The following is a 24,106-nucleotide window of genomic DNA, read 5'->3' on the forward strand; positions in this document are numbered from 1 at the left end:
GGCGGCACCACGGCTGCGAGCGGGCCTGCGGCTCCCGACGGTTCCACGGCTGCGCGCGGGCCTGCGGGTTCGGGCGGCCGTGTGGCTTCTGGCGGGGGCGCGGCGGCGAGCGGTTCCGTGGATCGCGGCGAAAGCGCGGCTGCGGCCGGTCCGGCTGCTGGTGGTCCTGCGGCTCCTGGTGGCTCCGCGGCGCCGGGCGGTCCGGTTTCCGGCGGCACCACGGCTGCGAGCGGGCCTGCGGCTCCCGACGGTTCCACGGCTGCGCGCGGGCCTGCGGGTTCGGGCGGCCGTGTGGCTTCTGGCGGAGGCGCGGCGGCGAGCGGTTCCGTGGATCGCGGCGAAAGCGCGGCTGCGGCCGGTCCCGCCGCTGGTGGTCCCGCGGCCCCCGGTGGCTCCACGCAGTCTGTCGGACCTGCCGCTCCCAGCGGAGCCACCGCGCCAGTCGGGTCCCCGGACCACGGCGAACCCGCGGCCACGGACGAGCCCTCTTCCGGCGGCCCCGCCGCCCCCGCGCCCCCGGCCCCCGGCGAGCCCCTCACGCCCGGCGGGCCGCGCGTACCGCCGCTCCCGCCGAAGCCGCCGACCGTCCCCGCCACCGCGCCCACGTCCGCCCCGGACCCCGCGGCCGACCGTGCCGACGACTCCGAGGATCCCGCCCGCCGCGAGTAGTGGGCCCGGGGTCTCCCGGGCCCCGCGTGTCAGCGGCCGAGCGAGCGGGCGGGGTGCCGGATCACAGCCACCCGGTCGCCTTCAGCACGTCCGCCGCGATGTCCCCCAGGTCGCGGTCGTCCGTGGGGATGCGGTGGGTGTCCGGGGGCACGTGTTCGTCCAGGTGGCGGGACATGAGTGCGCTGCGGTGCAGCTGCTGGTCGAGTTCCGAGCCCAACTCGCGGGCCCTGAGGCGGCGTTCCGCCGTGGTGTCCGTCGCGGTCAGGAGGACGCGGATGAGGCGTGGCCCGTCCAGCGACTTCGTGAACAGGTGCTCCTCGCTGGGGAGGACGCCCGCCGTGTTCGTGTAGACGAGCCGGCGGCAGCCCAGCTCCCGGTAGTTGGCCCAGATGGCGGCGAGGTTCCGCTCCGTGATCCCCGAGCGCTGCGGGTCGCCCGGGGGAGCCGGGTGGACCGCGTCGAGGAGGTCGCCCTCGATCAGGGCATGGCCGATGTCCGCCGCCCGCAGCCGCGCCGCCACCTCCCAGCCGACCGACGACTTGCCGACGCCGGACCGGCCCCCGATGAGCAACGCCTCCGTGCGCCCGCCCGTGTCACACGGCGGCGGAGTCAGCGATCGTGTGTCTCTCTCCATCGCGCGAGCCTGTCAGGGCGGCCCGTCCCGGCGCGACCGGTATTCCCCCCGGCCCGCTCACACGATCCGGAACTCCTCCACGTCACCCGTGCGCAGCTGCAAACCGTGCCCGACACCGCCGTCCGGGCGGACCACACCCCCGGTGGGGTCGAGCGCGCCGTCGAAGAACATCGACTCGATCCGCACATGGTCGTGGAACCACTCGATATGCCGCAGATTCGGCACGCACGCGGCGACCGCGGCATGCGCGTGCGGCGCGCAGTGCGCCGAGACCTCCAGGCCGTGCGCCTGCGCGAGGGCCGCCGCGCGCAGCCACTCCGTGAGGCCCCCGCAGCGCGTCGCGTCCACCTGGAGGCAGTCCACGGAGGGGATCATGCGGGCGAAGTACGGCAGGTCGTACCCGTACTCGCCCGCCGTCACGTCGCACACCAGCGCGTCCCTGACCAGCGCGAGCCCCCGCAAGTCGTCCGAGGAGACCGGCTCCTCGAACCAGCCCACGCCGTATTCGGCGAGCACCTTGCCCACGCGTACCGCCTGCTTGCGCGTGTAGCCGCCGTTCGCGTCGACGTACAACTCGGCCTGCGGACCGATCACGTCGCGCGCGGTGCGGACCCGGGACACGTCACGGGCGGCCGCCCGGCCCCAGCCCTCCCCGACCTTGATCTTGACGCGCGGGATGTGCTGCCCGTGCACCCAGCCGTTCAGCTGGGCCGCCAGATGCGTGTCGTGGTACGTGGTGAAGCCGCCGCTCCCGTAGACGGGGACCTCGTCGCGGGCCGCCCCGAGAAGCCGTACGAGAGGCAGCTCCAGAAGCCGGGCCTTCAGGTCCCACAGGGCGATGTCGACCGCGGAGATCGCGCAGGAGGCGGCGCCGGGGCGGCCGGTGTTGCGGACCGCCTTCGTCATCGCGTCGTGCGCCGCGGGGATGTCGAGGGCGTCGAGTCCCCGGATGGCGGGCGTGAGTTGTTCGTCGATGAGGGCGGCCACGGCGGCGGGGGCGTAGGTCCAGCCGGTGCCCGTCGCGTCGCCCGCGGTGATCTCGGCGACGACCATGGTCGTGGTGTCCCAGGCGAAGGTCCCGTCCGCCTCGGGTGCGTCCGCGGGCACCGTGTACGCGGAGACGGCGGGCCGTTCGATCGGAACTTCGTGCTTCATCGCATCTTTCCTGGAGTGTGGGGATGGGCCCCGGGAGGGGGCTGGTGGTGGCCCGTCGCACCGCCGGGCGTCAGCGGACCCCTCCGTCCTCGGGAGAGGCGGGCGCCGCGCTCTGCACCTGCGGCAGCACCTTGGTGCGGTAGAAGTCGAAGAAGCCCCGCTGGTCCGGGCCGATCTGGCCCACGTACACGCGGTCGAACCCGGCGTCGGCGTACGCGGAGAGCGCCCCGACGTGTTCGTCGACGTCATCGCCGCAGGTGAAGGACGACGCGGCCCGCGCCTCGGTGACCAGCGGGTCCAGTTGCTCGAAGTGGCGCGGGGTCGGCAGCAGCTGGGCCGTCTCACCGGGCAGCAGCTGACTTCCCCACAGCTCGCGCGCCCGGCGCACGGCCGCCTCGCGGTCGGGGCCGTAGCAGACCTTGAGACCACCGCTGACCGGCTTCCCGCCCCCGCCGCCCTTGCGGTAGTGGGAGACGAGCGTCTCGTCCGGCGCCACCGTGATGAAGCCGTCGCCGACGCGTGCCGCGAGCGCGGTCGCCTTGGGGCCGAAGCCCGAGATGTCGATGGGGACCGGCTCGTCCGGCACCGTGTACAGGCGGGCGTTCTCCACGGTGTAGTGCGTGCCGCGGTGATTGACCTCCTCGCCGGTGAAGAGGTTCCGCAGCACCTGGACCGCCTCCTCCAGCATCTCCAGGCGGACGTGGACCGGCGGCCAGGGCCCGCCCACGATGTGCTCGTTGAGCGCCTCGCCCGTGCCGACGCCGAGCCGGAAGCGCCCGCCCGACATGACCGCGCTGGTCGCCGCCGCCTGCGCCACGACCGCCGGGTGCGTCCGCACGGTCGGGCAGGTCACCGCCGTCTGGACGGGCAGGGACACCGCCTCGGTGAGCGCGCCGATCACCGACCAGACGAACGGGCTCTCGCCCTGCGCCGCGTTCCACGGGTGGTAGTGGTCGGAGATCCACAGCGCCTGGAATCCGGCCTGCTCGGCCATGCGGGCCTGTTCGACGAGTTCGGCGGGACCGAACTCCTCGGTCGCCAGGAAGTATCCGTACTCGGGCATGGGGGTGCACCTCCGGAGAGCGGCGTGCGGAGCTGGACGGATACGACTGCGGGTAACCCCCGGGCGCGGGGGCAAACGGCGACGGCCCGGCGTCCGGACCGCACTTTCGGGCGCCCGCGGCCGGAGTGCCCCGCCCCGTCCCGTACGGGAGTTTGGCGTCCGCCGCGCAGGGGCACGCGGGGGGCGCGAAACCGCGGGAGGTTCCCCGTCAGCCGCTCCCGGCACGCCGTACCCGGCGCCACGCCGTACCCGGCGCCACACCGGCGCGGCGCGCCGAGCGGTCGTCGCTGACCCGCTCACGCGGGTCCGGTCCGCTCATGATGGTTGCCGCTGGACGCCGCATCACCGCAGGTGGCCCGGGCACCGAGGCCGGTGACCACCGCACCGAGAACCGCTCGCCGTACCCGCCGTCCAAGGAGGACCCCCCCATGCCCCACAGCACAGAGCAACTGGACGCCCTCGCCCGGCAGCTGCGCGTCGACTCCGTCCGGGCCGCGGCCGCCGCGGGCTCCGGGCACCCCACGTCGTCGATGTCGGCCGCCGACCTGATGGCGGTGCTCATCAGCCGCCATCTGCACTACGACTTCGAGCGGCCCGACCACCCGGGCAACGACCGTTTCATCCTCTCCAAGGGCCACGCGTCGCCACTTTTGTACGCCGCGTACAAGGCGGCCGGTGCGCTCACCGACGAGGAACTGCTCACCTTCCGCGGGCAGGGCAGCCGCCTCCAGGGGCATCCCACACCGCGCGCCCTGCCCTGGGTCGAGGTCGCCACGGGATCGCTGGGGCAGGGGCTGCCCGTCGGCGTCGGCATGGCCCTGTCCGGCAAGCGGCTCGACCGCGTCCCCTACCGCGTGTGGGTGCTGTGCGGCGACAGCGAGCTGGCCGAGGGCTCCGTCTGGGAGGCCGCCGAGCACGCCGGGTACGAGCACCTCGACAACCTCACCGCGATCGTCGACGTCAACCGTCTGGGCCAGCGCGGTCCGACCCGCCACGAGTGGCATCTGAACGCCTACGCCGACCGCTTCAAGGCGTTCGGCTGGCACGTCGTCGAGACCGACGGCCACGACGTCGACGCCGTGGACCGCGCCTGTGAGGAAGCGCGCTCCACCGTCGGACAGCCCACCGTGATCCTCGCCCGCACCGTCAAGGGCAAGGGCGTCGCCTCCGTGGAGAACCGCGAGGGGCTGCACGGCAAGCCGCTGCCGGACGCCGACGCGGCCGTCGAGGAGCTGGGCGGCGTACGCGACGTACGGGTGGAGATGCGCAGGCCGGCCGACGCGCGGGCGATGCAGCCGGTGCGCAACGGCCGGCTCGAACTGCCGCGGTACGAGCCGGGCGACTCCGTCGCGACCCGCGACGCGTACGGTCAGGCGCTCGCCGCGCTCGGCACCGCGCGCGGCGACGTGGTGGCCCTGGACGGCGAGGTCGGCGACTCGACCCGGACGGAGTACTTCGCCAAGGAACACCCTGACCGGTACTTCCAGTGCTACATCGCCGAGCAGCAACTCGTCGCCACCGCCGTGGGGCTGGCGGCGCGCGGCTGGGTGCCGTACGCGTCGACGTTCGCGGCCTTCCTCACCCGCGCCCACGATTTCGTGCGCATGGCCGCGGTGAGCGGCGCCGACATCAACCTCGTCGGCTCGCACGCGGGCGTCGCGATCGGCGAGGACGGCCCGTCCCAGATGGGCCTGGAGGACCTCGCCCTGTTCCGCGCGGTGCACGGCTCCACGGTGCTCTACCCGTGCGACGCCCACCAGACGGCGGAGCTCGTCGCGCAGCTGGCCGGGCTCGACGGGATCAGCTACCTGCGCACCTCGCGCGGCAAGTCCCCCGTCATCTACGGTCCCGACGAGAGGTTCCCGGTCGGCGGCTCCAAGGTGCTGCGCTCCAGCGACGCGGACCGGCTGACGGTGGTGGCCGCGGGCGTCACCGTCCACGAGGCGCTCGCCGCGGCGAAGACGCTGGAGCGTGAGGGCATCCCCGTACGCGTCATCGACCTGTACTCCGTCAAGCCCGTCGACCGCCGCACCCTGCGCGAGGCGGCCGAGCGCACCGGCTGCCTGCTGACCGTCGAGGACCACCGCGAGCAGGGCGGTCTCGGCGACGCGGTCCTCGACGCGTTCACCGACGGCGGGCCGGTGCCGCGCCTGGTGCGGCTCGCGGTGCGGACGATGCCGGGCTCGGCGTCGCCCGAGCAGCAGCTGCACGCCGCGGGCATCGACGCGGAGTCGATCACGGCGGCGGCGCGGCTGCTGGTGGAGGAGGCGGTCGTACGGTGAGAGCGGTCAGCGGCCCCGCGCCGCTCTGAACCAGGCGTTCGCCGCGGGGCGGAACATCAGTACGGTCGCCGCGAGCACGGCCGCGAGGTGCAGTGCACTGCTCGCGCCGAGCAGGACGCCGACGGCCCCCGCGTCCCGGAAGGCGTCGGCCGGGGCGTGCAGTTCTGCCAGGTGGCGGGCGGGCCCGGCGAGGACGGAGAACACGCCGGGCGCGCCGAGTCCGCAGGCGAGGGCCGGGCGTGCCCAGCCGACGCCCCGGCGCATGCGCACCGCGACGAGGACGGCCGCCGCGAGGACCGCCATACGGAGCGGCAGACCGTCGGCGCCCGTGCCCGCGAGCCGCCCGGAAGCGGCGCCGGAACCGTCCCCGGACGCCGCTGCGACGGCGGCGAGCACCGTCGCGAAAACGCCCGCGGCGACCGCGGTGAGCCAGAGCGCGAAGGCGGCCCCGACGGCGTCGGGAGCGGGTGGCTCGTCCGTCCCCGGCAGCATGCGGGCCAGGAACCGCGGCTCGCGCGAGCGGGGCGCGGGACGGTGGCGGGGGAGGCGGGGCGGCTCGTTTCGGGGTGCGGGAGCGCCGGAGTCGTACGTCGCGTGCGTCGTGTCGGAGTTGTGCGTCATGGCGGGCCTCACGGGAGCGGGACGGCTGGTCGGTACCTCCGATCCTTCCGGCCCCGAGCCGCCCGGACACGCCCGTCGTCCCCCCACTTCCCGGTGGTGCCAGCCACCCTCTCCACCAGGGTGAACACCACCGTCCCCGACGCGGCAGGGCACGACTACCGGGCGCCGCCCGGGGTACCCGGCCAAGACGTCGGAACCGGCGAAGCGTGGCGAAGGGAGCCCCATGAGCGACGTACGGACGGTGCGGGCCGGCCGCCGCACCGTAGAGCTGCACCGGCCGCAGAAGGTCCTCTTCCCGGCCCGCGACGGCCCGGGGCACGCGAAGGACGACGGCCGTGCGGAGGCCGGCGGCCATACCAAGCAGGATCTCTTCGACTACTACCGGGCCGTCGCCCCTTACATGTTGCCCCACCTGCGCGGCCGTCCCCTCATGCTGGAACGCCACCCGGACGGCGTCGACGGCCCGCGGTTCATGCAGAAGGACACCCCGGACCACTATCCGGACTGGATCACCCGCGCCGAGGTGGCCAAGGAGGGCGGCACCGTCACGCACACCGTGTGCGACGACACCGCGACGCTCCTGTTCCTGGCCGACCAGGCCTGTCTCACGCTGCACCGCTGGCTCTCCCGTACGGGGCGGATCGACCACCCCGACCGGATGGTCTTCGACCTCGACCCCGCGAAGGACGACTTCGACACCGTGCGGGACGCGGCCCGGCTCCTCGGTGAGCTCCTCGACCACATGGGTCTGCCGTCCGTGCTGATGACGACGGGCTCGCGCGGACTCCACGTGATCGTGCCGCTGAACGGCCATCACGACTTCGACGAAGTGCGCGACTTCGCCAGGGAAGTCGCCGAGACCCTCGCCGCCGCCCACCCCGAGCGGTTCACCACGGCCGCCCGCAAGCAGGCGCGCGGCGACCGGCTCTACCTCGACGTGCAGCGCAACGCGTACGCGCAGACCGCTGTCGCCCCCTTCTCGGTACGGGCCGCGCCGGGCGCCCCGGTGGCCGTACCGCTCGCGTGGCAGCAGCTCGACGACCCGTCCGTGCACGCCCGCCGCTGGACCATCGACAACGCTGTGGGGCAGGCCCGCAGCGAGCCGTGGGCGGGAGTCCTGCGCTCGGGGCGGGCGCTCGGTCCGGCCCGTCGCAAGCTGCGCGCGCTGCGCGGTTGAGCGTCCCGCGGCGCCCCGGCCGGGTACGCGCCGGATACTCAGCGATCACGTTTGGCCAAGGCTCAAGCGGTAACTCGATGGAGGAGGTGAACATGGCCAATACGACACGTAAGACGACAGACAGCAAGACATCAGGCGAAAAGGCGCCGGAGGCCAAGGCGTCGGAGTCCGAAGCGTCGGAGGCCAGGACTTCGCGGGGCACGTCCTCGCAGGGAGGGGCATCGGACAACGACGGTGGCGGGAACGCGCTGCCGGGCCCCATGGCCGTCCTGCGGGGCGCCCGCGAGCAGCTCGCCGAGCTGACCGGCATGACGCCCGAGTCGGTGTCGTCCTTCGAACGCACCGAGGACGGCTGGCTCCTTGAGGTCGAGGTCCTCGAACTCTCCCGTGTCCCCGACACGATGAGTCTCCTCGCCAGCTACGAGGTGCAGTTGGACCCGCGCGGCGAACTCACCGGCTACCGGCGGCTGCGCCGCTACGAGCGCGGACGTTCGGAACCCCGCGGCACCGGCGGCCACTAGGCCGCCGCCCCCGCGTACCGCGGGGGAACAAGGCCCGAGGGACAAGGCCGGACACCACAGACAAGACGCCAGACACCACAGACAAGACACCGGACAACAGCCAAGAGGCAACAGCCGAAAGGGCAACAGCCAAGCGGCAGAAGCCAAGAGGCAAGAGCCAAGGAGGCACAGTCGGCATGACCGTAGTCCCGGCACAACAGTCCGGCGGCGGAGGCGGCACCAGTGGCCTGTACGACGTCGTGGAGCTCATCCTCGACCGAGGACTCGTCATCGACGCCTTCGTACGCGTTTCGCTCGTCGGCATCGAGATCCTGAAGGTCGACGTCCGTGTCGTCGTCGCGAGCGTCGACACCTATCTCAGGTTCGCCGAGGCGTGCAACCGCCTCGACCTGGAATCCGGACGGAAGAAGGACCCCGGGCTGCCCGACCTCGTGGGTGAGATCACGGAGTCGGGCGCCAAGGGCAAGTCGAAGGGCGCGCTCTCCGGAGCGGCCGAGACCATATCGGACGCGTTCAAGCAGTCCCGTGAGGACGGCCAGCGCCAGAGCGAGGACCGGCCGCGGGCCCGGCGCTCCACCACGTCCCGCCGGAAGGAGGAGAAGGAGTGACTACGTACGTCTACGGCATCGCGAGCAGCTCCCACCCGGCGCTGCCGGACGGCATGGAGGGCATCGGCCGGCCGGCCTGCCCGGTGCGCGTCCTGAAGAACGGTGAGCTCGCCGCCATCGTGAGCGACGCTCCCGAGGACCTCAAGCCGAAGCGGCGCGACCTGCTCGCGCACCAGAACGTCCTGTCGGAGGCGGGCGCCGCGGGCTCCGTGCTCCCGATGCGCTTCGGCAGCCTCGCCCCCGACGACGAGACGGTGATCTCCGTCCTCGGGGAGCGGTCCGACCACTACGAGGAGCGCCTCAGGGCCCTCGACGGCAGGGTCGAGTACAACGTGAAGGCCACCCACAACGAGGAGGCCGTGCTGCACCAGGTGCTCGCCGAGAACCCGGAGCTGCGCGCCATGGTCGAGGCCAACCAGCGCCAGGGCGGCGGCACCCACGAGCAGAAGCTCCAGCTCGGCGAGGCGATCACCTCCCATGTGCGGGCCCGCGAGACGAGCGACGCCGGTGCGGTGCGGCGCGCGCTGGAACCGGCCGCCGAAGCGGTCGGCGACGGCCCCGAGGGCACCGGGTGGCTGGCGAACGTCTCGTTCCTGGTGAACCGCAAGTCCTCCGAGGGCTTCCTCGCCGCGGTGGAGGAACTCAAGGCCGCGCAGCCCCACTTGGAGCTGCGGGTGCACGGTCCGCTGCCCCCGTACAGCTTCGTGGACCCGGGGCCCGCCGACCCCGCGCAGTGACGCGAGGGAAGTGACGCAGGGACGTGACGCATGGGATTGATCGGTGAACTGCTCCTGCTGCCTCTGGCCCCTGCCCGTGGCTCCCTCTGGGTGCTCAGGCAGGTGGTCGACGAGGCGGAGCGGCAGTACTACGACCCCTCGGCGATCCGTCGTGAACTCTCCCGCCTCGAGGAACTCCTGGAGGCGGGAGAGATCGACGAGGCCGAGTTCGAGCGGCACGAGGACGAGCTCCTCGACCGGCTGCAGCAGAGCACAGGACGGGACTTCTGAGTATGAACCGAATGGCAGTGGGCCTCGCCGTGGGCGCGGGATACGTCCTCGGACGCACGAAGAAGGCGAAGTTGGCGTTCGCCGTCGGCACCATGGTGGCCGGCAAGCGGCTCAATCTGAGCCCCAAGGCGCTGGGTGAGATGGTCACCCAGCAGCTGCAGAACAACCCGCAGTTCAAGGAGATCGGCGACCAGCTGCGCCAGGACCTGCGGGGCGTGGGCAAGGCTGCCACCGGATCGCTCCTCAACCGGCAGCTCGAAGGCCTCGCCGACCGTCTGCACGACCGCACCGCCGACGTCCAGGACCGCATCTCCGGTGTGGTGCCCGACGACGTCAAGGGAGCCGCCGAGCGCGACGACGACGAGGGCGAAGAGGGCGAAGAGGGCGAAGAGGAGGGCCGGGGCCGGGACGAGGACGCGGAGTCCGAGCGGTCCGAGCCGCGCAGGAAGGCGCCGGCGAAGCGGTCCGAGTCGAAGCAGGGCGCGAAGTCCGCCGCGAAGAAGACCGCGGCGAAGAAGACGCCGGCCAAGAAGACCGCGCAGAACACAGCCCGTAAGACCGCCCAGAAGAAGTCCACCGCGGGGGCGCGCGGCGGCGCCCGCAGGGCCGCCTCGACCGCCCGCACGGGCGGCGGCAGGACGAAGGGAGGCAGCGACCATGGCTGAGTCACCGCTGAACAACATCACGCACAGCCCGGCCGCCGACCGCCTGAAGGAAGAGGCACAGGCCTACCTCATGGCGCAGGCCGAACGCCTGCTCGTCGGTGTCGGCCACCGGCTCGGTGACGCCACCGTCAAGCTGAACGACATAGCCGAGGGCAACAGCCCCGGCTTCGGCAAGCTGGCGGCGAAGGCGGGCAAGAAGGTCTCCGAGGGCAAGGGCCCGGTGCGCAGCGCGCTGGAGCTCGGCGGCGGCCACCTGAAGGACAAGGTCACCGAGGCCGTCAAGGGCATCGGCGGCGGCGGACGGAAGAAGGGCGGCGCGGGGCAGAAGCCCACCGTCATCCTGGAGTACGTCGACGTCGGTGTCCCGGTCCGGGAGGCCTACGACCAGTGGACGCAGTACCAGGAGTTCTCCACCTTCGCCAAGGGCGTCAAGGGCGCCACCGTGGCGAACGAGACGGAGTCCGACTGGAAGCTCAAGGTCTTCTGGTCCAACCGGAGCTGGAAGGCGCACACCACCGAGCAGGTGCCGGACCAGCGGATCAGCTGGACGTCGGAGGGCGCCAAGGGCACGACCAAGGGCGTCGTCACCTTCCACCCGCTCGGCGCGAACCTCACCCGGGTACTGCTGGTCATCGAGTACTACCCGAAGGGGCTCTTCGAGAAGACCGGCAACATCTGGCGCGCCCAGGGCCGCAGGGCACGCCTGGACCTCAAGCACTTCGCCCGGCACATCACCATCCGCGGCGAGGCGAGCGACGGCTGGCGCGGCGAGATCCGCGACGGCGAGGTCGTCCGCAGCCACGAGGACGTGGTGGCCGAGGAGGACGAGGACCGGCAGGAAGAAGACCAGCGGGACGAGCACGACGGGCAGGACGAGCACGGGGCCGAGGCCGAGGCCGACGAGGAGCTCGAGGACGAGCCCGAGGAAGAGGTCGAGGGCGAGCCGGAGGCCGAGTACGACGAGGAGGCCGAAGAGGGCGAGGATGAGGCCGACCGCGAGGACGAGCCCGTCGAGGAGTACGAGGACGAGGACGAGCCCGAGGAAGAGGCCGAGGGCGAGCCGGAGGCCGAGTACGACGAAGAGGACGAGGACGAGGCCGACACCGAGCCCGACGCCGAGGACGAGAAGCAGCGCGAGTACGCCGAGGCGGCCGGCGGCGGACGGGACCGTCGATGACCACCTCCGCGGGCGGCGGACTGCCCGGCCCCTACGGCAGCAACGGCGGAGGGGCCAACCTCGCAGACATCCTCGAACGCGTCCTGGACAAGGGCATCGTCATCGCGGGTGACATCAAGATCAACCTGCTCGACATAGAGCTGCTCACCATCAAGCTCCGCCTCATCGTCGCCTCCATCGACAAGGCCAAGGAGATGGGCATCGACTGGTGGGAGGACGATCCGGCGCTCTCCACGGGGGCGCGGCGCGCCGAACTCTCCCGGGAGAACGCCGAACTGAGGCAGCGTCTGGCAGAACTGGAGGAGCGCCAATCCCTGGAGCCGGCCGAGAAGGAGACACATGAACGCCGTGAACGATGACCCGCACGGCGACGGCCTGCACCACGAAGGACCGCACCACGACGACCTGCGGTACGTCTACGCGGTCTGCCGCCCGCTCGCCGCGCCGCTCGCCGCCGACCTCACGGGGGTCGGCGGCGTCCCGCCCCGCCAGCTCACCCACGAGGGCCTGGTCGCCCTCGTGGGCCCGGTGCCGGAGCGGGACTTCGCCGAGGCACCGCTGCGCGCGCACCTGGAGGACCTGGACTGGCTCGCCGCGACGGCCCGCGCGCACCAGCGGGTGATCGACGGGCTCACCTCCGTCACCTGCCCGCTGCCGCTGCGCCTCGCGACCGTGTTCCGGGACGACAGCGGCGTGCGCGCCATGCTGGAGGAGGGGGCGGAGCGGTTCCACCGCGTACTGGAGCGGATCGACGGGCGCGTCGAATGGGGCGTGAAGGTGCACATGGAGAGCGAGGAGCCCGCCGCGTCGGCGGCTCCTGCCGCCGCGCCCCGGCCGACCGGTCCCGGCAGCGGCCGCGACTACCTGCGCATGCGGCGCAGCCAGCGGACGGCCCAGGAGGAGAACTGGCAGCGCGCCGAGGCCTTCGCACGCCAATTGCACGAGACGCTCGCGCGGCGCGCCGACGACTCCCGGCTGCACGCCCCGCAGAACCCGGAGCTCTCCCGCACGCCGGGCCGCAACGTCCTGAACGCGGCCTACCTCGTGCCCCGCGCCGACTCCGAGGAGTTCGTCGAGCTGGTGGACCGCACCAAGGACGAGGAGCGGGGGAGCGGCCTGCGAGTGGAGCTGACGGGGCCGTGGGCCGCGTACTCCTTCACCGGCGACGAGAAGGACGGTGCCCGATGACCGTCGTGGAGCGCCGGGAAGTCGCGCTGGTCGATCTGCTCGACCGGCTGCTCGCGGGCGGTGTCGTCATCGCGGGCGACATCACCCTGCGGATCGCCGACGTCGACCTCGTACGCATCGACCTGAACGCGTTGATCAGCTCGGTGAACGAGCAAGTGCCGGCGCCGTGGCCGGAGACGGAGTGAACCATGGAGCCAGACCGCCGCAAACGCATGGACCTGGATCCCGACACCGTCGAGCGGGACCTCGTGAAACTGGTCCTGACCGTCGTCGAACTCCTGCGGCAGCTGATGGAGCGGCAAGCCATCCGCCGTTTCGACACCGGTGAGCTGACCGAGGACCAGGAGGAGCGGGTCGGCCTCACACTGATGCTCCTGGAGGACCGGATGGCCGAACTCCGGGACCGGTACGGGCTGCGGCCCGAGGACCTGAACCTGGATCTCGGACCGCTCGGCCCCTTGCTGCCCAGGGAGTGACCGGACCGGACCCCCGCCGCTGCGCAGGCGGGGGTCCGACGGCATGCCTCGCGTCACTTCCGGCAGAGAATCTCCCCGTGCAGGACGGTGAACCAGGCGTCCTCGTGGGCGCCCCACTCCCGCCAGGCCTCCGCGGCGGCCCGCAGCCCCTCCCGGTCCGTGTGCCCGCCGTCCACCGCGCGCTCGGCGTAGGTGGAAGCCAGCGTGCGGTCCGCCCACAGCCCGCTCCACCAGGTCCGCTCCTCCTCGGAGCTGTAGCACCAGGTGCCCGCGGTCGTGGTGATGTCCGTGAAGCCGGCCGCCAGCGCCCACGCCTTGAGACGGCGTCCCGCGTCGGGCTCGCCGCCGTTGGCGCGGGCCACCCGCCGGTACAGCCCCAGCCAGTCGTCCAGTGCGGGCACCTCCGGGTACCAGGTCATCGCCGCGTAGTCCGCGTCGCGTACCGCCACGATGCCGCCCGGCTTGCAGACCCGCCGCATCTCGCGCAGCGCCCGCACCGGATCGCCCACGTGCTGGAGCACCTGATGGGCGTGGACGACGCAGAAGGTGTCGTCGGGGTAGTCGAGGTCGTGCACGTCGGCGACGGCGAACCCGACGTTCTCCAGGCCCCGTCCCGCGGCGGTGGCGCGCGCCGTCTCCAGGATGCCGGGTGCCCGGTCCACGCCCGTGACCCGGCCCTCGGGGACCAGTTCGGCCAGGTCCGCGGTGATGGTGCCGGGCCCGCAGCCGATGTCGAGGACGTTCATGTGCGGCCGCAGCGAACCGACCAGGTACGCGGCCGAGTTGGCGGCGGTGCGCCAGGTGTGGGAACGCAGCACCGACTCGTGGTGCCCGTGCGTGTAGACGGCGGTCTCCTGCGGCATGGCGGAACCCCTTCGTGTACGTGTACTGGAGTACGTGTACGGGGAATGTACGCCGCTATGCCGAATAATGAGACCGCTGTCTCAGGATGTGGTCGACGCGATGGTCAGCGTATGGGGCTCAGCGGACGGTAGACCGTCAGCGCCTCGGGCAGCTTGTCGATCGTCAGCGAGCCCTGGATCCGCGTCACTTCACCGTCGTACGCCACGACCGTGCCCGCGCTGAGCCCGTCCACCCGCAGCCGGGGCAGCCGCACGGCCGCCTGCGCGGGGGAGCGCACCTCGGAGCCCGTCAGCGCGGCGGCGAGGAGCCGGGCGCCCGGCTTGCGCCCGCCGTGCACGATCCGCACGTCGAGCAGCCCGTCCGCCAGGTCGAGGCGGCGGCCCGGGGTGAACCCCGGCCGGTGGTAGGTGCAGTTGCCCGCGAAGAGCAGCCACAACGCCCGTTCCCTGCCCCGGAACTGCGCGACCATCGGCCGCTCGTCCGAGCGGAGCACCTTCCAGGCCGCGAGCACCGACGCGGGCTTGCCCCCGATGCGCTTCGACCAGTGCTCGCGCAACCGCACCAGCTTCGGATACACCCCGAGGCTGAACGTGTTGACGAAGTACCGCTCCACGCGCCCCTCGGCCCCGGTGCCGTCCCCCGACGTGAACCGGCCGACGTCGACGGCGACCGCTTCGCCGGCCTCCACCGCGCCGGACAGATCACGGGCGTCCTCGACCCCGAGGTCGTACGCGAAGTGGTTGAGCGTCCCGCCGGGCAGCACCGCAAGCGGCAGCCCGTGGTTCAGCGCGACGGTGGCCGCGGCGTTCACGGTGCCGTCGCCGCCGCACACGCCAAGGACCGTCGCGCGGGCCGCCGCCTTCTCCAGCTCGGCGCCGAGGTCGGCGGGTTCGGCGACGACGATCTCCGCATCGGGCAGGGCGTCGTGCAGCGCCTTCACCCGCTGGGAGGTGCCCGCCGCCGCGTTGGCGACGAGAACCAGGCCCGCGCCGCCCGGCAGCGCGGGCGCCGTCACCCGCGGGCGGCCGGGCGGGGCGAGCTGCGCCCGCGTCGGCACCAGACCGCGCACCGCGAACGCCGCGCCCGCGCCCAGCGCCCCGCCGACCACGACATCGCTCGGAAAGTGCGCCCCGGTGTAGATCCGGGACACCGCCACGGCGGCCGCGAGCGGCGCGACGGCCGCGCCCCAGGCCCGCGACTCCAGCGCCACACCCGTGGCGAAGGCGACGGCGGACGCCGAATGGCCGGACGGGAAGGAGCTGGTGATCGGCTGCCGCTTGAGCTGCCGGATCAGCGGCACCGCGTCGAGCAGCGGCCGGGCGCGGCGCACCGAGCGCTTGCCCAGCGTGTTGATGGTCGCGGAGGCCAGCGCGAGCGAGGCCACGCCGCGCACGGCGGCCCGCCGGGCCCGCGGGGTGCGGGTCGCGGTGATCCCCGCGGCCGCCGCGAACCACAGCACTCCGTGGTTGGCGCTCTGGCTCAGCCGGGGCAGCAGCCGGTCGGCGCCGGGCCAGTGCCGCTTGGCGACCGCGTCGAACAGCCGGCTGTCGACGGAGACCAGGCGGGCCTTGAACGGGCGGTGCCCGGCGGCGGGCCGGGACAGGTCGAGGCCGGAGACGTCCGGGGTGTCAGAGCTCATGGCGCCCGCGTACCCCGAGCGCCGCGAATCAGGCGCCCGCCAGGGCGTAGCCGCAGCCGCAGGTGGGAGCCGTGCGAGGAGCCCCTGCCCGCCCGGCCCCCGAAACGGTTTGCCCGAGCGGCGGTCGGCCACGGACAATCCCGCACATGGGACATCTGGAAGCCGCACACCTCGAGTACTACTTGCCGGACGGGCGGGCGCTGCTCGGTGATGTCTCCTTCCGGGTCGGCGAGGGCGCCGTCGTCGCCCTCGTCGGGGCCAACGGCGCGGGCAAGACCACCCTGCTCCGGCTGATCTCCGGCGAGCTCCAGCCGCACGGCGGCACCGTCACCGTGAGCGGCGGCCTCGGCGTGATGCCGCAGTTCGTCGGCTCCGTGCGCGACGAGACCACCGTGCGCGACCTGCTCGTCTCGGTCTCCCACCCGAGGATCAGGGACGCCGCGAAGGCCGTCGACGCCGCCGAGCACGCGATCATGACGGTCGACGACGAGGCCGCCCAGATGGGATACGCGCAGGCGCTCTCCGACTGGGCCGAGGTCCAGGGGTACGAGGCCGAGACGCTGTGGGACATCTGCACCACGGCCGCGCTCGGCGTCCCCTACGACAAGGCACAGTTCCGTGAGGTCCGCACGCTCTCCGGCGGCGAGCAGAAACGCCTCGTCCTCGAAGCGCTGCTGCGCGGCACCGACGAGGTGCTGCTCCTCGACGAGCCTGACAACTACCTCGACGTCCCCGGCAAGCGCTGGCTGGAGGGGCAGCTGAAGGAGACCCGCAAGACCGTCCTGTTCGTCTCCCACGACCGGGAGCTGCTCGCCCGCGCCGCCGAGAAGATCGTCAGCGTCGAGCAGAGCCCCGGGGGCGCGGACGCCTGGGTGCACGGCGGCGGCTTCGAGACGTTCCACGAGGCCCGCAAGGAGCGCTTCGCGCGCTTCGAGGAGCTGCGCCGCCGCTGGGACGAGAAGCACGAGCAGCTGAAGAAGCTGGTGCGCACGCTGCGCCAGGCCGCCGACATCAGCCACGAGCTGGCCTCGCGCTACCACGCGGCACAGACCAGGCTCCGCAAGTTCGAGGAGGCGGGCCCGCCGCCCGAGCCGCCGCGTGAGCAGGACATCACCATGCGCCTGCACGGCGGACGCACCGGCGTGCGGGCGGTGACCTGCGAGAACCTCGAACTCACCGGTCTGATGAAACCCTTCGACCTGGAGGTCTTCTACGGCGAGCGGGTCGCCGTCCTCGGCTCGAACGGCTCGGGCAAGTCGCACTTCCTGCGGCTGCTCGCGGGCGACCCCGACAACCCGGTGGCGCACACCGGCACCTGGAAGCTCGGCGCGCGCGTCGTACCGGGGCACTTCGCGCAGACCCACGCCCACCCCGAGCTGGTCGGCCGCCCGCTCCTGGACATCCTGTGGCGCGAGCACGCGCAGGACCGCGGCGCCGCGATGTCCCGGCTGCGGCGGTACGAGCTGACGGGGCAGGCCGAGCAGAAGTTCGAGCGGCTCTCCGGCGGCCAGCAGGCCCGCTTCCAGATCCTGCTCCTGGAGCTGGAGGGCTGCACGGCCCTGCTCCTCGACGAGCCCACCGACAACCTCGACCTGGAGTCCGCCGAGGCCCTCCAGGAAGGCCTCGAAGCGTTCCAGGGCACGGTCCTCGCCGTCACCCACGACCGCTGGTTCGCCCGCTCCTTCGACCGCTATCTGGTCTTCGGCAGCGACGGACAGGTCAGGGAGACCCCGGAGCCGGTGTGGGACGAGCGGCGGGTCGACCGCGTGCGGTAGACCCGCCGCCCGCCGCAGGACCCACCGGCGGCGGGCCCGGGTGCCTCAGCCGAACGCCGGGCGTACCGGCTTCGTCGGCGCGGCGCCCGGCACCGCCCGGCACGTCACGTCCTTGCCCGGCAGGACGCCCGTGACCAGGTACGCCGTGGCGGTGTCCTGCGCGCACCGGTTGGTCGGGCCCGGAGCCATGCCGTACGCGATGCCGTGGCCCTCGCCCTCGTCGACGGTCACCATGCGGGAGCCCTTGAGCGCGCGGTGCATGCTGCGCGCGGCCGTCAGCGGCGTCTGTGAGTCCCACTCGTTCTGCAGGATCAGCGCGTCGACCGTGTTGTCCACCCGGGTGACCGGCTCCACCGGGCCGTCCCAGAAGGCGCACGGCGAGATGTTCGAGGCGAAGTCCCCGAAGAGCGGATGGCGGGCGGCGTCGCGGGCCGAGTCACGGAGGTAGGTGCCCGGATCGCGCGGCCACGCGGAGTCGCCGCACACGACGGCCCAGAGCGCCGAGACCCCGTTGTCCGTGTCCTCGGGCACCGTCGGGAACTCCGGGACCGGCTTGCCCGCGGCGGCGTCCCTGAGGACGGCGACGAGCTCGGCGGCGCTGCGGACGGTGAAGAACTCGCGCCGCAGGATCGCGCGGATGTCGGTGCCGGTGACCTTGTCGTCGCCCACGACGATCGGGTCACGGTCGGCCCGCTTCACCAACCCCCAGAACGTGGCCCGGACTTCGGCCCCGCTCCTGCCCAGGCCGTACGTCGCCGAGTGCTCGGCGGTCCACCGCGACCACCGCTCGAACGCGGGCTCCACCTCCGGCGCCCAGATCCGGAACATCTCGCGCCACATGCGTTCGGGGTCAATGGCGCTGTCCAGGACGAACCGGTCGGCGCGTCCGGGGAACAGCTGGGTGTAGACGGCGCCGAGGGCCGTTCCGTACGAGACGCCGAAGTAGGAGATCTTCTTCTCGCCGAGGACGGCCCGCAGGACGTCCATGTCCCGTGCGGTGTTGCGGGTGGTGATGTGCGCGCGGGTGCTGCCCGCCTTCGCACGGCACTTGTCCGCCACCGACCTGGCCCGGGCGACGCTCTCGCGGAACGGCCGGTAGGTACGCGGCCAGTCCCGCTCGCTCTCGTCGAGGCCGCAGTCGACCGGTGTGCTGCGGCCGATGCCGCGGGGGTCGAACCCGATGAGGTCGTACCGGTCCTTCACGGACTTCGGCATCTTCTCGGCCAGGTAGAGCGGGAGGTCCAGGCCAGGACCGCCAGGACCGCCGGGGTTGGACAGCAGGACGCCGCGGCGCTTGGTGGCGTCACCCGCCGCGAGCCGGGATATCGCGAGGTCGATGGTGCCGCCGCCGGGGGAGCGGTAGTCGAGCGGCACCTTGATGGTGGCGCACTTGAAGCGCGCGGGCGTATCGGCGCCGCAGCGCTTCCAGTCCGGCTTCTGGTCCGTGAACCGCGCGAGCGGCCGGCCTTCTGCGGCCTGTCGTGGTGCGGCGGAGGCGGGTGTCGTGACGAGGCCGGGCGCCAGGGTGGCGGCCGTGCCGAGGGCGAGGAGCGGTAAGAGGCGGCGTCTCGGTGTGCGGTGGGGCACGTGGGCGGTCCTTCCGGTCGGAACTGCTCTTCGGAAACTGCGCTGTATTGCTCTGCCGTATTGCCTGCCGTATTGCTCTGCCGACCGGAGGGACGCGGAAACAGTGCCCTCTGCCTCCCCCGGCGGAACCGCCGTCGCGCGCGTGTCCCGGCGTCCCGTGCCCGCCACTCGCGCCGCGCGGTGCGCGCGCGGACCGCTTGCGGTGCATCCTGGGTAGTACGGGCTGAACGGGTACCCGGCGCTGGGAGCGACGCGACTGAACGATCGGAGCGATCCATGACCGGAGTCGACCCGGGTCGGCTGGACGACCAGCAGCTCATCAAGGAGCTGGAGACGATCCACCGCACCCGCCACAGCACCCTGCTGCACGGCTCGAACGACGCCCTGCGCACCCACAACGAACGCATGGCGGAACTGGAGGGCGAGTACCTGCGCCGCCATCCGCGCAGGTCGGTGGCGGACGGACGGACCCGCGCGGGCGCGCGCGACCGGGAGAAGGGAACCACCAATTCATGAGCGACCACGCAGACACGACAAGCGGGGTGGGCGAGGCGCGGCCGGTCGTCCTCGACCGGCACGGCGAGGCGCTCGACCTCTTCGCCGACCGCGTGCACGCCATCCGCGCCGACCAGTGGGACGCACCCACGCCCTGCACCGACTGGACCGTTCGCGACCTGGTGAACCACTTGACGGTCGAGCAGCTGTGGGTGCCCGCCCTGGTCAGGGACGGAGCCACCACCGAATCCGTCGGCGACGCCTTCGACGGCGACATGCTCGGCCCCGACCCGGTGGCGTCCTGGGACACGGCGTCCGCCGCCGCCCGCGCGGCCTTCCTGGAGCCGGGCGCCCTGGAGCGCACCGTCCACCTCTCCTTCGGGCCCACCGACGCCACGTTCTACTGCGGCCAGATGACCACCGACCTCGTGGTGCACGCCTGGGACCTGTCCCGCGCGATCGGCGCCGACGAGAAGCTGCCCGAGGACGTGGTCGCCTTCGCGCTGCGGGAAGTGTCGCCGTACGCGGACGAGTTGCAGAAGAGCGGGCTCTTCGCCCCCGCGGTGGAGCCGCCGGCCGACGCCGACGAGCAGACGAAGCTGCTGAGCCTCCTGGGACGTCAGGTGTGACTCGCGGTGTGACTCATGGTGTGGCCCCTGGTGTGACGTCCGCCGCTTGCTTGCTCCCGCGCACAGAGGGAAGCGTGTGTGCATGAGAGTTGGCGTGGTGGATGTCGGATCGAACACGGTGCGCCTGGTCGTCGCGGACGCCGACGGCCAGGTGCCGCTGCCGGTCCACACGGCGAAGCGGCGGCTGCGGCTCGCCGAGCACGTGGACGGCGACGGGCGACTCGGCGATGAGCCGGTCAGGGCGCTGGTCGACGCGGTGCGCGAGGTGCAGGACGAGGCCCGGAGATGGGGCGTCGCGGAACCGTTCGCCTTCGCGACGTCGATCGTGCGTGACGCCCCGAACCGGGCCGAGGTGCTCCAGGCGGTGGAGTCGGGGGCGGGGGTCCGGCTGCGCACCCTTTCGGGTGAGGCCGAGGCGGAGCTGACGTTCCTCGCCGCCCGGCGGTGGATGGGCTGGCGCGCCGGGCCGCTGGTGCTCTTCGACATCGGCGGCGGGTCCCTGGAGGTGGCCTTCGGCCGCAGTCGCCTGCCCGATTACGCGGCCTCGCTGCCGCTGGGCGCGCGACGCCTCACCCGGGAACTCTTCGACGGCCAGGACCCGCCCCGCCCCGAGCACCTCAAGGCCGTCCGCCGCCAAGTGCGCCACCAGTTGCGGGACGTGGCCGCCCGGATCCGCTGGGAGATGCCGCACACGGCCGTCGCCACGTCCCGCACGTTCCAGCAGCTCGCCCGGTTGTGCGGGGCGGCACCCGGCAGGTACGGCCCGTTCGTCGAACGGCAGTTGGACCGCCGCGCGCTCGGCGAGGCGCTGAAGGAACTGGCCGGGCTGCCCACCGACCGGCGCGCGCAGCTGCCCGGGATCTCGGCGGCGCGCGCCGAACAGTGCGTGGCCGGCGCGGTGGTGGCCCACACGGCGATGAAGCTGACCGGGATCGAGGCGGTGACGGTCTGCCCCTGGGCGCTGCGCGAGGGAATCCTGCTGCGCTACATCGAGGACGGCGACGCGGACTGGTGGGCCCGGGAGCACGTGGAGACCGGCGACGGCGCCCGGGGCGGCGCGACGTCCCTGGGTCTCGCCGCGACGACCTGCCTGACCTGATCCGGCCTGCCCTGATCCGGCCTGAGCCGACCGGGCCCGGCTGATCCGTGGGCGCTTCCCGGCTCTCAGGGGCTCTCAGACGATGCCCGGCCGGCCGTCCGGGGCGGCCCTGCTGATGTCGGCCAGCGCCGACGACGGGTCCTGGGCCAGCGCGAGATCGCCGAGGCTCACCATCCCGACCGGGTTGCCGTCCTCGACGACCGGCAGACGGCGCACCGCGTGATCACGCATCAGCCCGACCGCGTCCGACACCGGGTCGTCGGGTGCCACCACGACGGGGTTGGGCGTGCACACCGCCTGCGCGCTGACCGTCAGCGGATCGGCGCCGTCGGCCACGGCGCGCAGCGCGATGTCCCGGTCGGTGAGCACGCCGAGGATCCGGCCGTCCGTGGCGACCAGCACATCGCCGATGTCCTGGGCGCGCATCAACTGCGCCGCTTCGACGAGAGAAGCGTCGGGGCGTACCGCCACGACGCCCGGCGTCATGACGTCCCTTACGAAATCAGCCATGGCTGAGCCCTTCCTGCAAACGTTCGTCGTACGTGCCTCGTTCGTCGTGGTGCTCCGCCGCAGTACCCCTGCACCCTCGTGCTATGCCTTGCCGCCCCGTGGAGGTTTGCTCCACCGCGCCAGGGAACCCGCCCCGTGACACCCCCCACATCCATCTGGGAGGGCAGGTGTCATGGCGGTACTCGCTATATTCATCCCGCTGGTGATGCTGGGCGTGGTCCTGGCACTCGGCCGGTACGAGGAGTTGCTGCTGCCGCCCGTACGGAACCCGGACGAGGTGGACGTCGTCGCGGGACGCCGCACCGCCGTGCCCGGCGTCCTACCGCTCCTCGCCCCCGCTCTCGGCCCCCGCACTCGGCAAGAACTCCTGCACCTTCGCCTTCAGCCCCTGACGCACCATCGACACCCGGTCCGCGTCCCCCTTGACGACCGCCGTGGCCGTCGCCTCAAGCTGGGCCCACGTCGCGTGCGGCGGGAGAGGCGGTACCGCGGGATCGGTGCGGAAATCGAGGACCACGGGGCCCGGCGCGGCGAGTGCGGCCCGCCAGGCGGCCCCGACGTCTTCGGGCCGCTCCACCCGGATGCCGGTCAGGCCGATGGAGCGGGCGAACTCCGCGTACGGCACGTCAGGCAGCGACTGCGCGGGCAGGAAGGCCGGAGCGCCCTCCACCGCCCGCATCCCCCATGTCACCCGGTTCAGGTCCTGGTTGTTCCACACGCCGACCACCAGCCGCGGATCGTCCCAGAGGTGCCGGTACTCGGCCGCCGTGATCAGCTCGGCCATGCCGTTCCGCTGCATCGCGCCGTCACCCACCAGGGCGATGACGGGCCGGTCGGGGTGCGCGAACTTCGCCCCGATCGCGTACGGCACACCGCACCCCGTGGTGGCGAGCGTGCCCGACAGCGAGGCGCGCATGTCGCCGCGGAGCGTGAGGTGGCGCGCGAACCAGGCCGCCACCGAGCCCGAGTCGCAGGTGACGACCGCGTTGTCGGGGAGGAGCGGGTCCAGGGCGCGCGCCACGTGTTCGGGGTTGACGGGATCGGCGGAGAGCGCGGCCCTGCGCTCCAGCACGGCGTGCCAGCGCGTGACGTTGGCACGGATCTCGTCCCGCCACTCGCGGCTCACCGCGCGGCGGCCCTCGTCGATCATCGGGATCAGTTCGCGCAGCGTCGCCCGCGCGTCGCCGACGAGATCCACCTCGTACGGGTGGCGCGTTCCGGCCGGGCACGCATCGACGTCGATCCGTACGCCCCGCGCCTTGCCGGACTCCGGCAGGACCTGTGCGCAGGGGACGCCCGTCCCGATCGTCAGGAGCGTGTCGCAGTCACGCATCAGCTCGTGGCTGGGGCGGGTGCCGAGCGGGCCGACGGCGCCGGTGACGTAGGGGAGTTCGTCGCTCAGCGCGTCCTTGCCGAGCAGCGTCTTGGCGACGCCAGCGCCGAGCAGATCCGCGATCTCCTCGACCTCGGCGCGTGCGCCCACCGCGCCCCGGCCGATGAGGACCGCCGCCTTCTCACCGGCGTTGAGGACCTCCGCGGCCCTCCGCAGGGCCGTCGGTGAGGGCGTCGTCGCCCGGCCGTCGCGGCCGGGAACGGAGGGGATCGTCCTGCACGCGCCGCCGGTAGGCGAGTACTCCCGTTCCTGGACGTCGGCCGGCACGATCACGGCCGTCGGGCAGCGGCGCGCGTATGCCGTGCGGATCGCCCGGTCGATGACGTCCGGCAGCTGCCCGGGCTCCGTCACGGTCTCCACGAAGTCGCCCGCCACGTCCTTGAACAGCGCGTGCAGGTCGATCCCTTGCTGGTACGGGCCGCCCGTCGCGCCGCGGTCCGTCAGGCCGACGACGGCGAGGACCGGCACGTGGTCGGGCCGCGCGTCGTACAGGCCACCCAGGAGGCGGACCGCACCGGGCCCCGACGCCGCCACGCACACCCCCAACCGGTCGCCGGACTTGGCGTGGCCGACGGCCTCGAACGCGGCCGTCCCCTCGTGCCGGGACCGTACGAAGCGCGGCCCGCCCCCGGCCCTGCCCCACGCGGTGAGCAGGCCGTCGACGCCGTCACCCGGACAGCCGAAGACCTGCTCGACGCCCCAGGCGCGCAGCCTCTCCAGGATGTGGTCGGCGACCTTGACGCTCATGACGGAACCCTCCGGCCGGTTCGGAAACGGCGATCACGCCCGGGTTTCCGATCGAACCGGCGGAAAACCTCCGGGTGTTTGTCACTGGGCGCGCGGGGCAGGCGGAAGAAAGTGCTTCGGACCGG

25 protein-coding genes are annotated in these 24,106 nt (G+C 72.9%); 16 read left to right on the top strand and 9 right to left on the bottom strand.

From position 1 onward, the window contains the following. Positions 1 to 730: 730 nt before the first annotated feature. From AC07DI_RS03390 to AC07DI_RS03400, 3 genes are all read right to left on the bottom strand, one after another. Positions 731 to 1,303: a nucleoside/nucleotide kinase family protein gene (locus tag AC07DI_RS03390; protein ID WP_478901874.1), complete on the bottom strand. Its 573-nt coding sequence runs from the start codon at positions 1,301 to 1,303 to the stop codon at positions 731 to 733. Positions 1,304 to 1,360: 57 nt separating this feature from the next. Beyond that, entirely contained in the window at positions 1,361 to 2,458 is a 1,098-nt protein-coding gene (locus AC07DI_RS03395; protein ID WP_478901875.1) for an enolase C-terminal domain-like protein, read from the bottom strand. 70 nt (positions 2,459 to 2,528) lie between these two features. Further along, positions 2,529 to 3,521 (bottom strand): TIGR03557 family F420-dependent LLM class oxidoreductase, encoded by a 993-nt coding sequence (locus tag AC07DI_RS03400; RefSeq protein ID WP_384247895.1) that lies wholly within the window; start codon positions 3,519 to 3,521, stop codon positions 2,529 to 2,531. Between the two features lie 428 nt (positions 3,522 to 3,949). Between AC07DI_RS03400 and AC07DI_RS03405 the strand changes: the two genes are divergently transcribed. After that, positions 3,950 to 5,803, top strand: a complete 1,854-nt coding sequence (locus tag AC07DI_RS03405; protein ID WP_478901877.1) for a transketolase — start codon at positions 3,950 to 3,952, stop codon at positions 5,801 to 5,803. A gap of 6 nt (positions 5,804 to 5,809) precedes the next feature. Here the strand turns inward: AC07DI_RS03405 and AC07DI_RS03410 are convergent, their stop codons facing one another. Further along, positions 5,810 to 6,424 (bottom strand): hypothetical protein, encoded by a 615-nt coding sequence (locus AC07DI_RS03410; protein WP_478901878.1) that lies wholly within the window; start codon positions 6,422 to 6,424, stop codon positions 5,810 to 5,812. Between the two features lie 223 nt (positions 6,425 to 6,647). Between AC07DI_RS03410 and ligD the strand changes: the two genes are divergently transcribed. The 11 genes from ligD (at position 6,648) to AC07DI_RS03465 (ending at position 13,243) form a co-directional block, all read left to right on the top strand. Beyond that, positions 6,648 to 7,601, top strand: a complete 954-nt coding sequence (ligD, locus tag AC07DI_RS03415; RefSeq protein ID WP_478901880.1) for a non-homologous end-joining DNA ligase — start codon at positions 6,648 to 6,650, stop codon at positions 7,599 to 7,601. A gap of 92 nt (positions 7,602 to 7,693) precedes the next feature. Beyond that, complete coding sequence (locus AC07DI_RS03420; RefSeq protein WP_478901881.1) at positions 7,694 to 8,122, top strand: gas vesicle protein GvpO; 429 nt, start codon at positions 7,694 to 7,696, stop codon at positions 8,120 to 8,122. A 176-nt stretch (positions 8,123 to 8,298) separates the two neighbouring features. Then, positions 8,299 to 8,730 carry a gas vesicle structural protein GvpA gene (locus AC07DI_RS03425; RefSeq protein ID WP_384247890.1) on the top strand — a complete coding sequence of 144 codons (432 nt, stop codon included), beginning with the start codon at positions 8,299 to 8,301 and terminating at the stop codon, positions 8,728 to 8,730. Beyond that, a complete protein-coding gene (locus tag AC07DI_RS03430; protein WP_384247889.1) occupies positions 8,727 to 9,467 on the top strand; it encodes a GvpL/GvpF family gas vesicle protein in 741 nt (246 codons plus the stop codon). The genes AC07DI_RS03425 and AC07DI_RS03430 overlap by 4 nt, the downstream gene beginning before the upstream one ends. A gap of 30 nt (positions 9,468 to 9,497) precedes the next feature. Further along, the gene (locus AC07DI_RS03435; RefSeq protein WP_384247887.1) at positions 9,498 to 9,737 is read left to right on the top strand and encodes a gas vesicle protein GvpG; all 240 of its coding nucleotides are present in this window, start codon (positions 9,498 to 9,500) and stop codon (positions 9,735 to 9,737) included. A 2-nt stretch (positions 9,738 to 9,739) separates the two neighbouring features. Continuing rightward, a complete protein-coding gene (locus tag AC07DI_RS03440; protein WP_478901883.1) occupies positions 9,740 to 10,402 on the top strand; it encodes a DNA primase in 663 nt (220 codons plus the stop codon). Next, the gene (locus AC07DI_RS03445; protein ID WP_478901884.1) at positions 10,395 to 11,579 is read left to right on the top strand and encodes an SRPBCC family protein; all 1,185 of its coding nucleotides are present in this window, start codon (positions 10,395 to 10,397) and stop codon (positions 11,577 to 11,579) included. Before AC07DI_RS03440 ends, AC07DI_RS03445 begins: the two co-directional genes overlap by 8 nt. Further along, the gene (locus tag AC07DI_RS03450) at positions 11,576 to 11,938 is read left to right on the top strand and encodes a gas vesicle protein (protein ID WP_384247883.1); all 363 of its coding nucleotides are present in this window, start codon (positions 11,576 to 11,578) and stop codon (positions 11,936 to 11,938) included. The genes AC07DI_RS03445 and AC07DI_RS03450 overlap by 4 nt, the downstream gene beginning before the upstream one ends. Next, positions 11,919 to 12,767, top strand: coding sequence for a GvpL/GvpF family gas vesicle protein (locus AC07DI_RS03455; RefSeq protein WP_478901886.1), 849 nt, complete (start codon positions 11,919 to 11,921; stop codon positions 12,765 to 12,767). The genes AC07DI_RS03450 and AC07DI_RS03455 overlap by 20 nt, the downstream gene beginning before the upstream one ends. Then, positions 12,764 to 12,952, top strand: coding sequence for a gas vesicle protein (locus AC07DI_RS03460; RefSeq protein ID WP_055567556.1), 189 nt, complete (start codon positions 12,764 to 12,766; stop codon positions 12,950 to 12,952). Before AC07DI_RS03455 ends, AC07DI_RS03460 begins: the two co-directional genes overlap by 4 nt. A gap of 3 nt (positions 12,953 to 12,955) precedes the next feature. Further along, positions 12,956 to 13,243 (top strand): gas vesicle protein K, encoded by a 288-nt coding sequence (locus AC07DI_RS03465; RefSeq protein ID WP_384247880.1) that lies wholly within the window; start codon positions 12,956 to 12,958, stop codon positions 13,241 to 13,243. Between the two features lie 53 nt (positions 13,244 to 13,296). On the opposite strand, the gene AC07DI_RS03470 is transcribed toward AC07DI_RS03465, so the two are convergent. Together AC07DI_RS03470 and AC07DI_RS03475 are read right to left on the bottom strand one after the other, a co-directional pair. Continuing rightward, positions 13,297 to 14,106: a class I SAM-dependent methyltransferase gene (locus tag AC07DI_RS03470; RefSeq protein WP_478901888.1), complete on the bottom strand. Its 810-nt coding sequence runs from the start codon at positions 14,104 to 14,106 to the stop codon at positions 13,297 to 13,299. Positions 14,107 to 14,210: 104 nt separating this feature from the next. Beyond that, on the bottom strand, positions 14,211 to 15,746 hold the full coding sequence (locus AC07DI_RS03475) for a bifunctional phosphatase PAP2/diacylglycerol kinase family protein (RefSeq protein WP_384247878.1): 1,536 nt from the start codon (positions 15,744 to 15,746) through the stop codon (positions 14,211 to 14,213). Between the two features lie 146 nt (positions 15,747 to 15,892). Between AC07DI_RS03475 and AC07DI_RS03480 the strand changes: the two genes are divergently transcribed. Then, positions 15,893 to 17,521, top strand: a complete 1,629-nt coding sequence (locus AC07DI_RS03480) for an ABC-F family ATP-binding cassette domain-containing protein (protein ID WP_384247876.1) — start codon at positions 15,893 to 15,895, stop codon at positions 17,519 to 17,521. A gap of 45 nt (positions 17,522 to 17,566) precedes the next feature. Here AC07DI_RS03480 and AC07DI_RS03485 read toward each other — a convergent pair whose 3' ends face one another. Beyond that, entirely contained in the window at positions 17,567 to 19,108 is a 1,542-nt protein-coding gene (locus tag AC07DI_RS03485) for an alpha/beta hydrolase (protein ID WP_478901891.1), read from the bottom strand. Positions 19,109 to 19,384: 276 nt separating this feature from the next. On the opposite strand from AC07DI_RS03485, the gene AC07DI_RS03490 reads away from it, so the two are divergent. From AC07DI_RS03490 to AC07DI_RS03500, 3 genes are all read left to right on the top strand, one after another. Continuing rightward, positions 19,385 to 19,624 (top strand): DUF6158 family protein, encoded by a 240-nt coding sequence (locus tag AC07DI_RS03490; protein WP_478901892.1) that lies wholly within the window; start codon positions 19,385 to 19,387, stop codon positions 19,622 to 19,624. After that, positions 19,621 to 20,232 (top strand): TIGR03086 family metal-binding protein, encoded by a 612-nt coding sequence (locus tag AC07DI_RS03495; protein WP_384247873.1) that lies wholly within the window; start codon positions 19,621 to 19,623, stop codon positions 20,230 to 20,232. Before AC07DI_RS03490 ends, AC07DI_RS03495 begins: the two co-directional genes overlap by 4 nt. Before the next feature lie 82 nt (positions 20,233 to 20,314). Next, the gene (locus tag AC07DI_RS03500) at positions 20,315 to 21,331 is read left to right on the top strand and encodes a Ppx/GppA family phosphatase (protein ID WP_478901893.1); all 1,017 of its coding nucleotides are present in this window, start codon (positions 20,315 to 20,317) and stop codon (positions 21,329 to 21,331) included. 75 nt (positions 21,332 to 21,406) lie between these two features. Here AC07DI_RS03500 and AC07DI_RS03505 read toward each other — a convergent pair whose 3' ends face one another. Together AC07DI_RS03505 and AC07DI_RS03510 are read right to left on the bottom strand one after the other, a co-directional pair. Further along, positions 21,407 to 21,841: a CBS domain-containing protein gene (locus AC07DI_RS03505; RefSeq protein WP_384247870.1), complete on the bottom strand. Its 435-nt coding sequence runs from the start codon at positions 21,839 to 21,841 to the stop codon at positions 21,407 to 21,409. 319 nt (positions 21,842 to 22,160) lie between these two features. After that, positions 22,161 to 23,981: a thiamine pyrophosphate-requiring protein gene (locus tag AC07DI_RS03510; protein ID WP_478901894.1), complete on the bottom strand. Its 1,821-nt coding sequence runs from the start codon at positions 23,979 to 23,981 to the stop codon at positions 22,161 to 22,163. Between the last annotated feature and the right edge of the window lie 125 nt (positions 23,982 to 24,106).

The sequence above is a fragment of the Streptomyces sp. NPDC044106 genome (assembly GCF_056433985.1).

Bases quoted from the DNA above. Each gene is read 5' to 3' on its own strand.
- AC07DI_RS03390 (WP_478901874.1), bottom strand. From the start codon at position 1,303: ATGGAGAGAGACACACGATCGCTGACTCCGCCGCCGTGTGACACGGGC.
- AC07DI_RS03395 (WP_478901875.1), bottom strand. From the start codon at position 2,458: ATGAAGCACGAAGTTCCGATCGAACGGCCCGCCGTCTCCGCGTACACG.
- AC07DI_RS03400 (WP_384247895.1), bottom strand. From the start codon at position 3,521: ATGCCCGAGTACGGATACTTCCTGGCGACCGAGGAGTTCGGTCCCGCC.
- AC07DI_RS03405 (WP_478901877.1), top strand. From the start codon at position 3,950: ATGCCCCACAGCACAGAGCAACTGGACGCCCTCGCCCGGCAGCTGCGC.
- AC07DI_RS03410 (WP_478901878.1), bottom strand. From the start codon at position 6,424: ATGACGCACAACTCCGACACGACGCACGCGACGTACGACTCCGGCGCT.
- ligD (WP_478901880.1), top strand. From the start codon at position 6,648: ATGAGCGACGTACGGACGGTGCGGGCCGGCCGCCGCACCGTAGAGCTG.
- AC07DI_RS03420 (WP_478901881.1), top strand. From the start codon at position 7,694: ATGGCCAATACGACACGTAAGACGACAGACAGCAAGACATCAGGCGAA.
- AC07DI_RS03425 (WP_384247890.1), top strand. From the start codon at position 8,299: ATGACCGTAGTCCCGGCACAACAGTCCGGCGGCGGAGGCGGCACCAGT.
- AC07DI_RS03435 (WP_384247887.1), top strand. From the start codon at position 9,498: ATGGGATTGATCGGTGAACTGCTCCTGCTGCCTCTGGCCCCTGCCCGT.
- AC07DI_RS03440 (WP_478901883.1), top strand. From the start codon at position 9,740: ATGAACCGAATGGCAGTGGGCCTCGCCGTGGGCGCGGGATACGTCCTC.
- AC07DI_RS03445 (WP_478901884.1), top strand. From the start codon at position 10,395: ATGGCTGAGTCACCGCTGAACAACATCACGCACAGCCCGGCCGCCGAC.
- AC07DI_RS03450 (WP_384247883.1), top strand. From the start codon at position 11,576: ATGACCACCTCCGCGGGCGGCGGACTGCCCGGCCCCTACGGCAGCAAC.
- AC07DI_RS03455 (WP_478901886.1), top strand. From the start codon at position 11,919: ATGAACGCCGTGAACGATGACCCGCACGGCGACGGCCTGCACCACGAA.
- AC07DI_RS03460 (WP_055567556.1), top strand. From the start codon at position 12,764: ATGACCGTCGTGGAGCGCCGGGAAGTCGCGCTGGTCGATCTGCTCGAC.
- AC07DI_RS03465 (WP_384247880.1), top strand. From the start codon at position 12,956: ATGGAGCCAGACCGCCGCAAACGCATGGACCTGGATCCCGACACCGTC.
- AC07DI_RS03470 (WP_478901888.1), bottom strand. From the start codon at position 14,106: ATGCCGCAGGAGACCGCCGTCTACACGCACGGGCACCACGAGTCGGTG.
- AC07DI_RS03475 (WP_384247878.1), bottom strand. From the start codon at position 15,746: ATGAGCTCTGACACCCCGGACGTCTCCGGCCTCGACCTGTCCCGGCCC.
- AC07DI_RS03480 (WP_384247876.1), top strand. From the start codon at position 15,893: ATGGGACATCTGGAAGCCGCACACCTCGAGTACTACTTGCCGGACGGG.
- AC07DI_RS03490 (WP_478901892.1), top strand. From the start codon at position 19,385: ATGACCGGAGTCGACCCGGGTCGGCTGGACGACCAGCAGCTCATCAAG.
- AC07DI_RS03495 (WP_384247873.1), top strand. From the start codon at position 19,621: ATGAGCGACCACGCAGACACGACAAGCGGGGTGGGCGAGGCGCGGCCG.
- AC07DI_RS03500 (WP_478901893.1), top strand. From the start codon at position 20,315: ATGAGAGTTGGCGTGGTGGATGTCGGATCGAACACGGTGCGCCTGGTC.
- AC07DI_RS03505 (WP_384247870.1), bottom strand. From the start codon at position 21,841: ATGGCTGATTTCGTAAGGGACGTCATGACGCCGGGCGTCGTGGCGGTA.
- AC07DI_RS03510 (WP_478901894.1), bottom strand. From the start codon at position 23,981: ATGAGCGTCAAGGTCGCCGACCACATCCTGGAGAGGCTGCGCGCCTGG.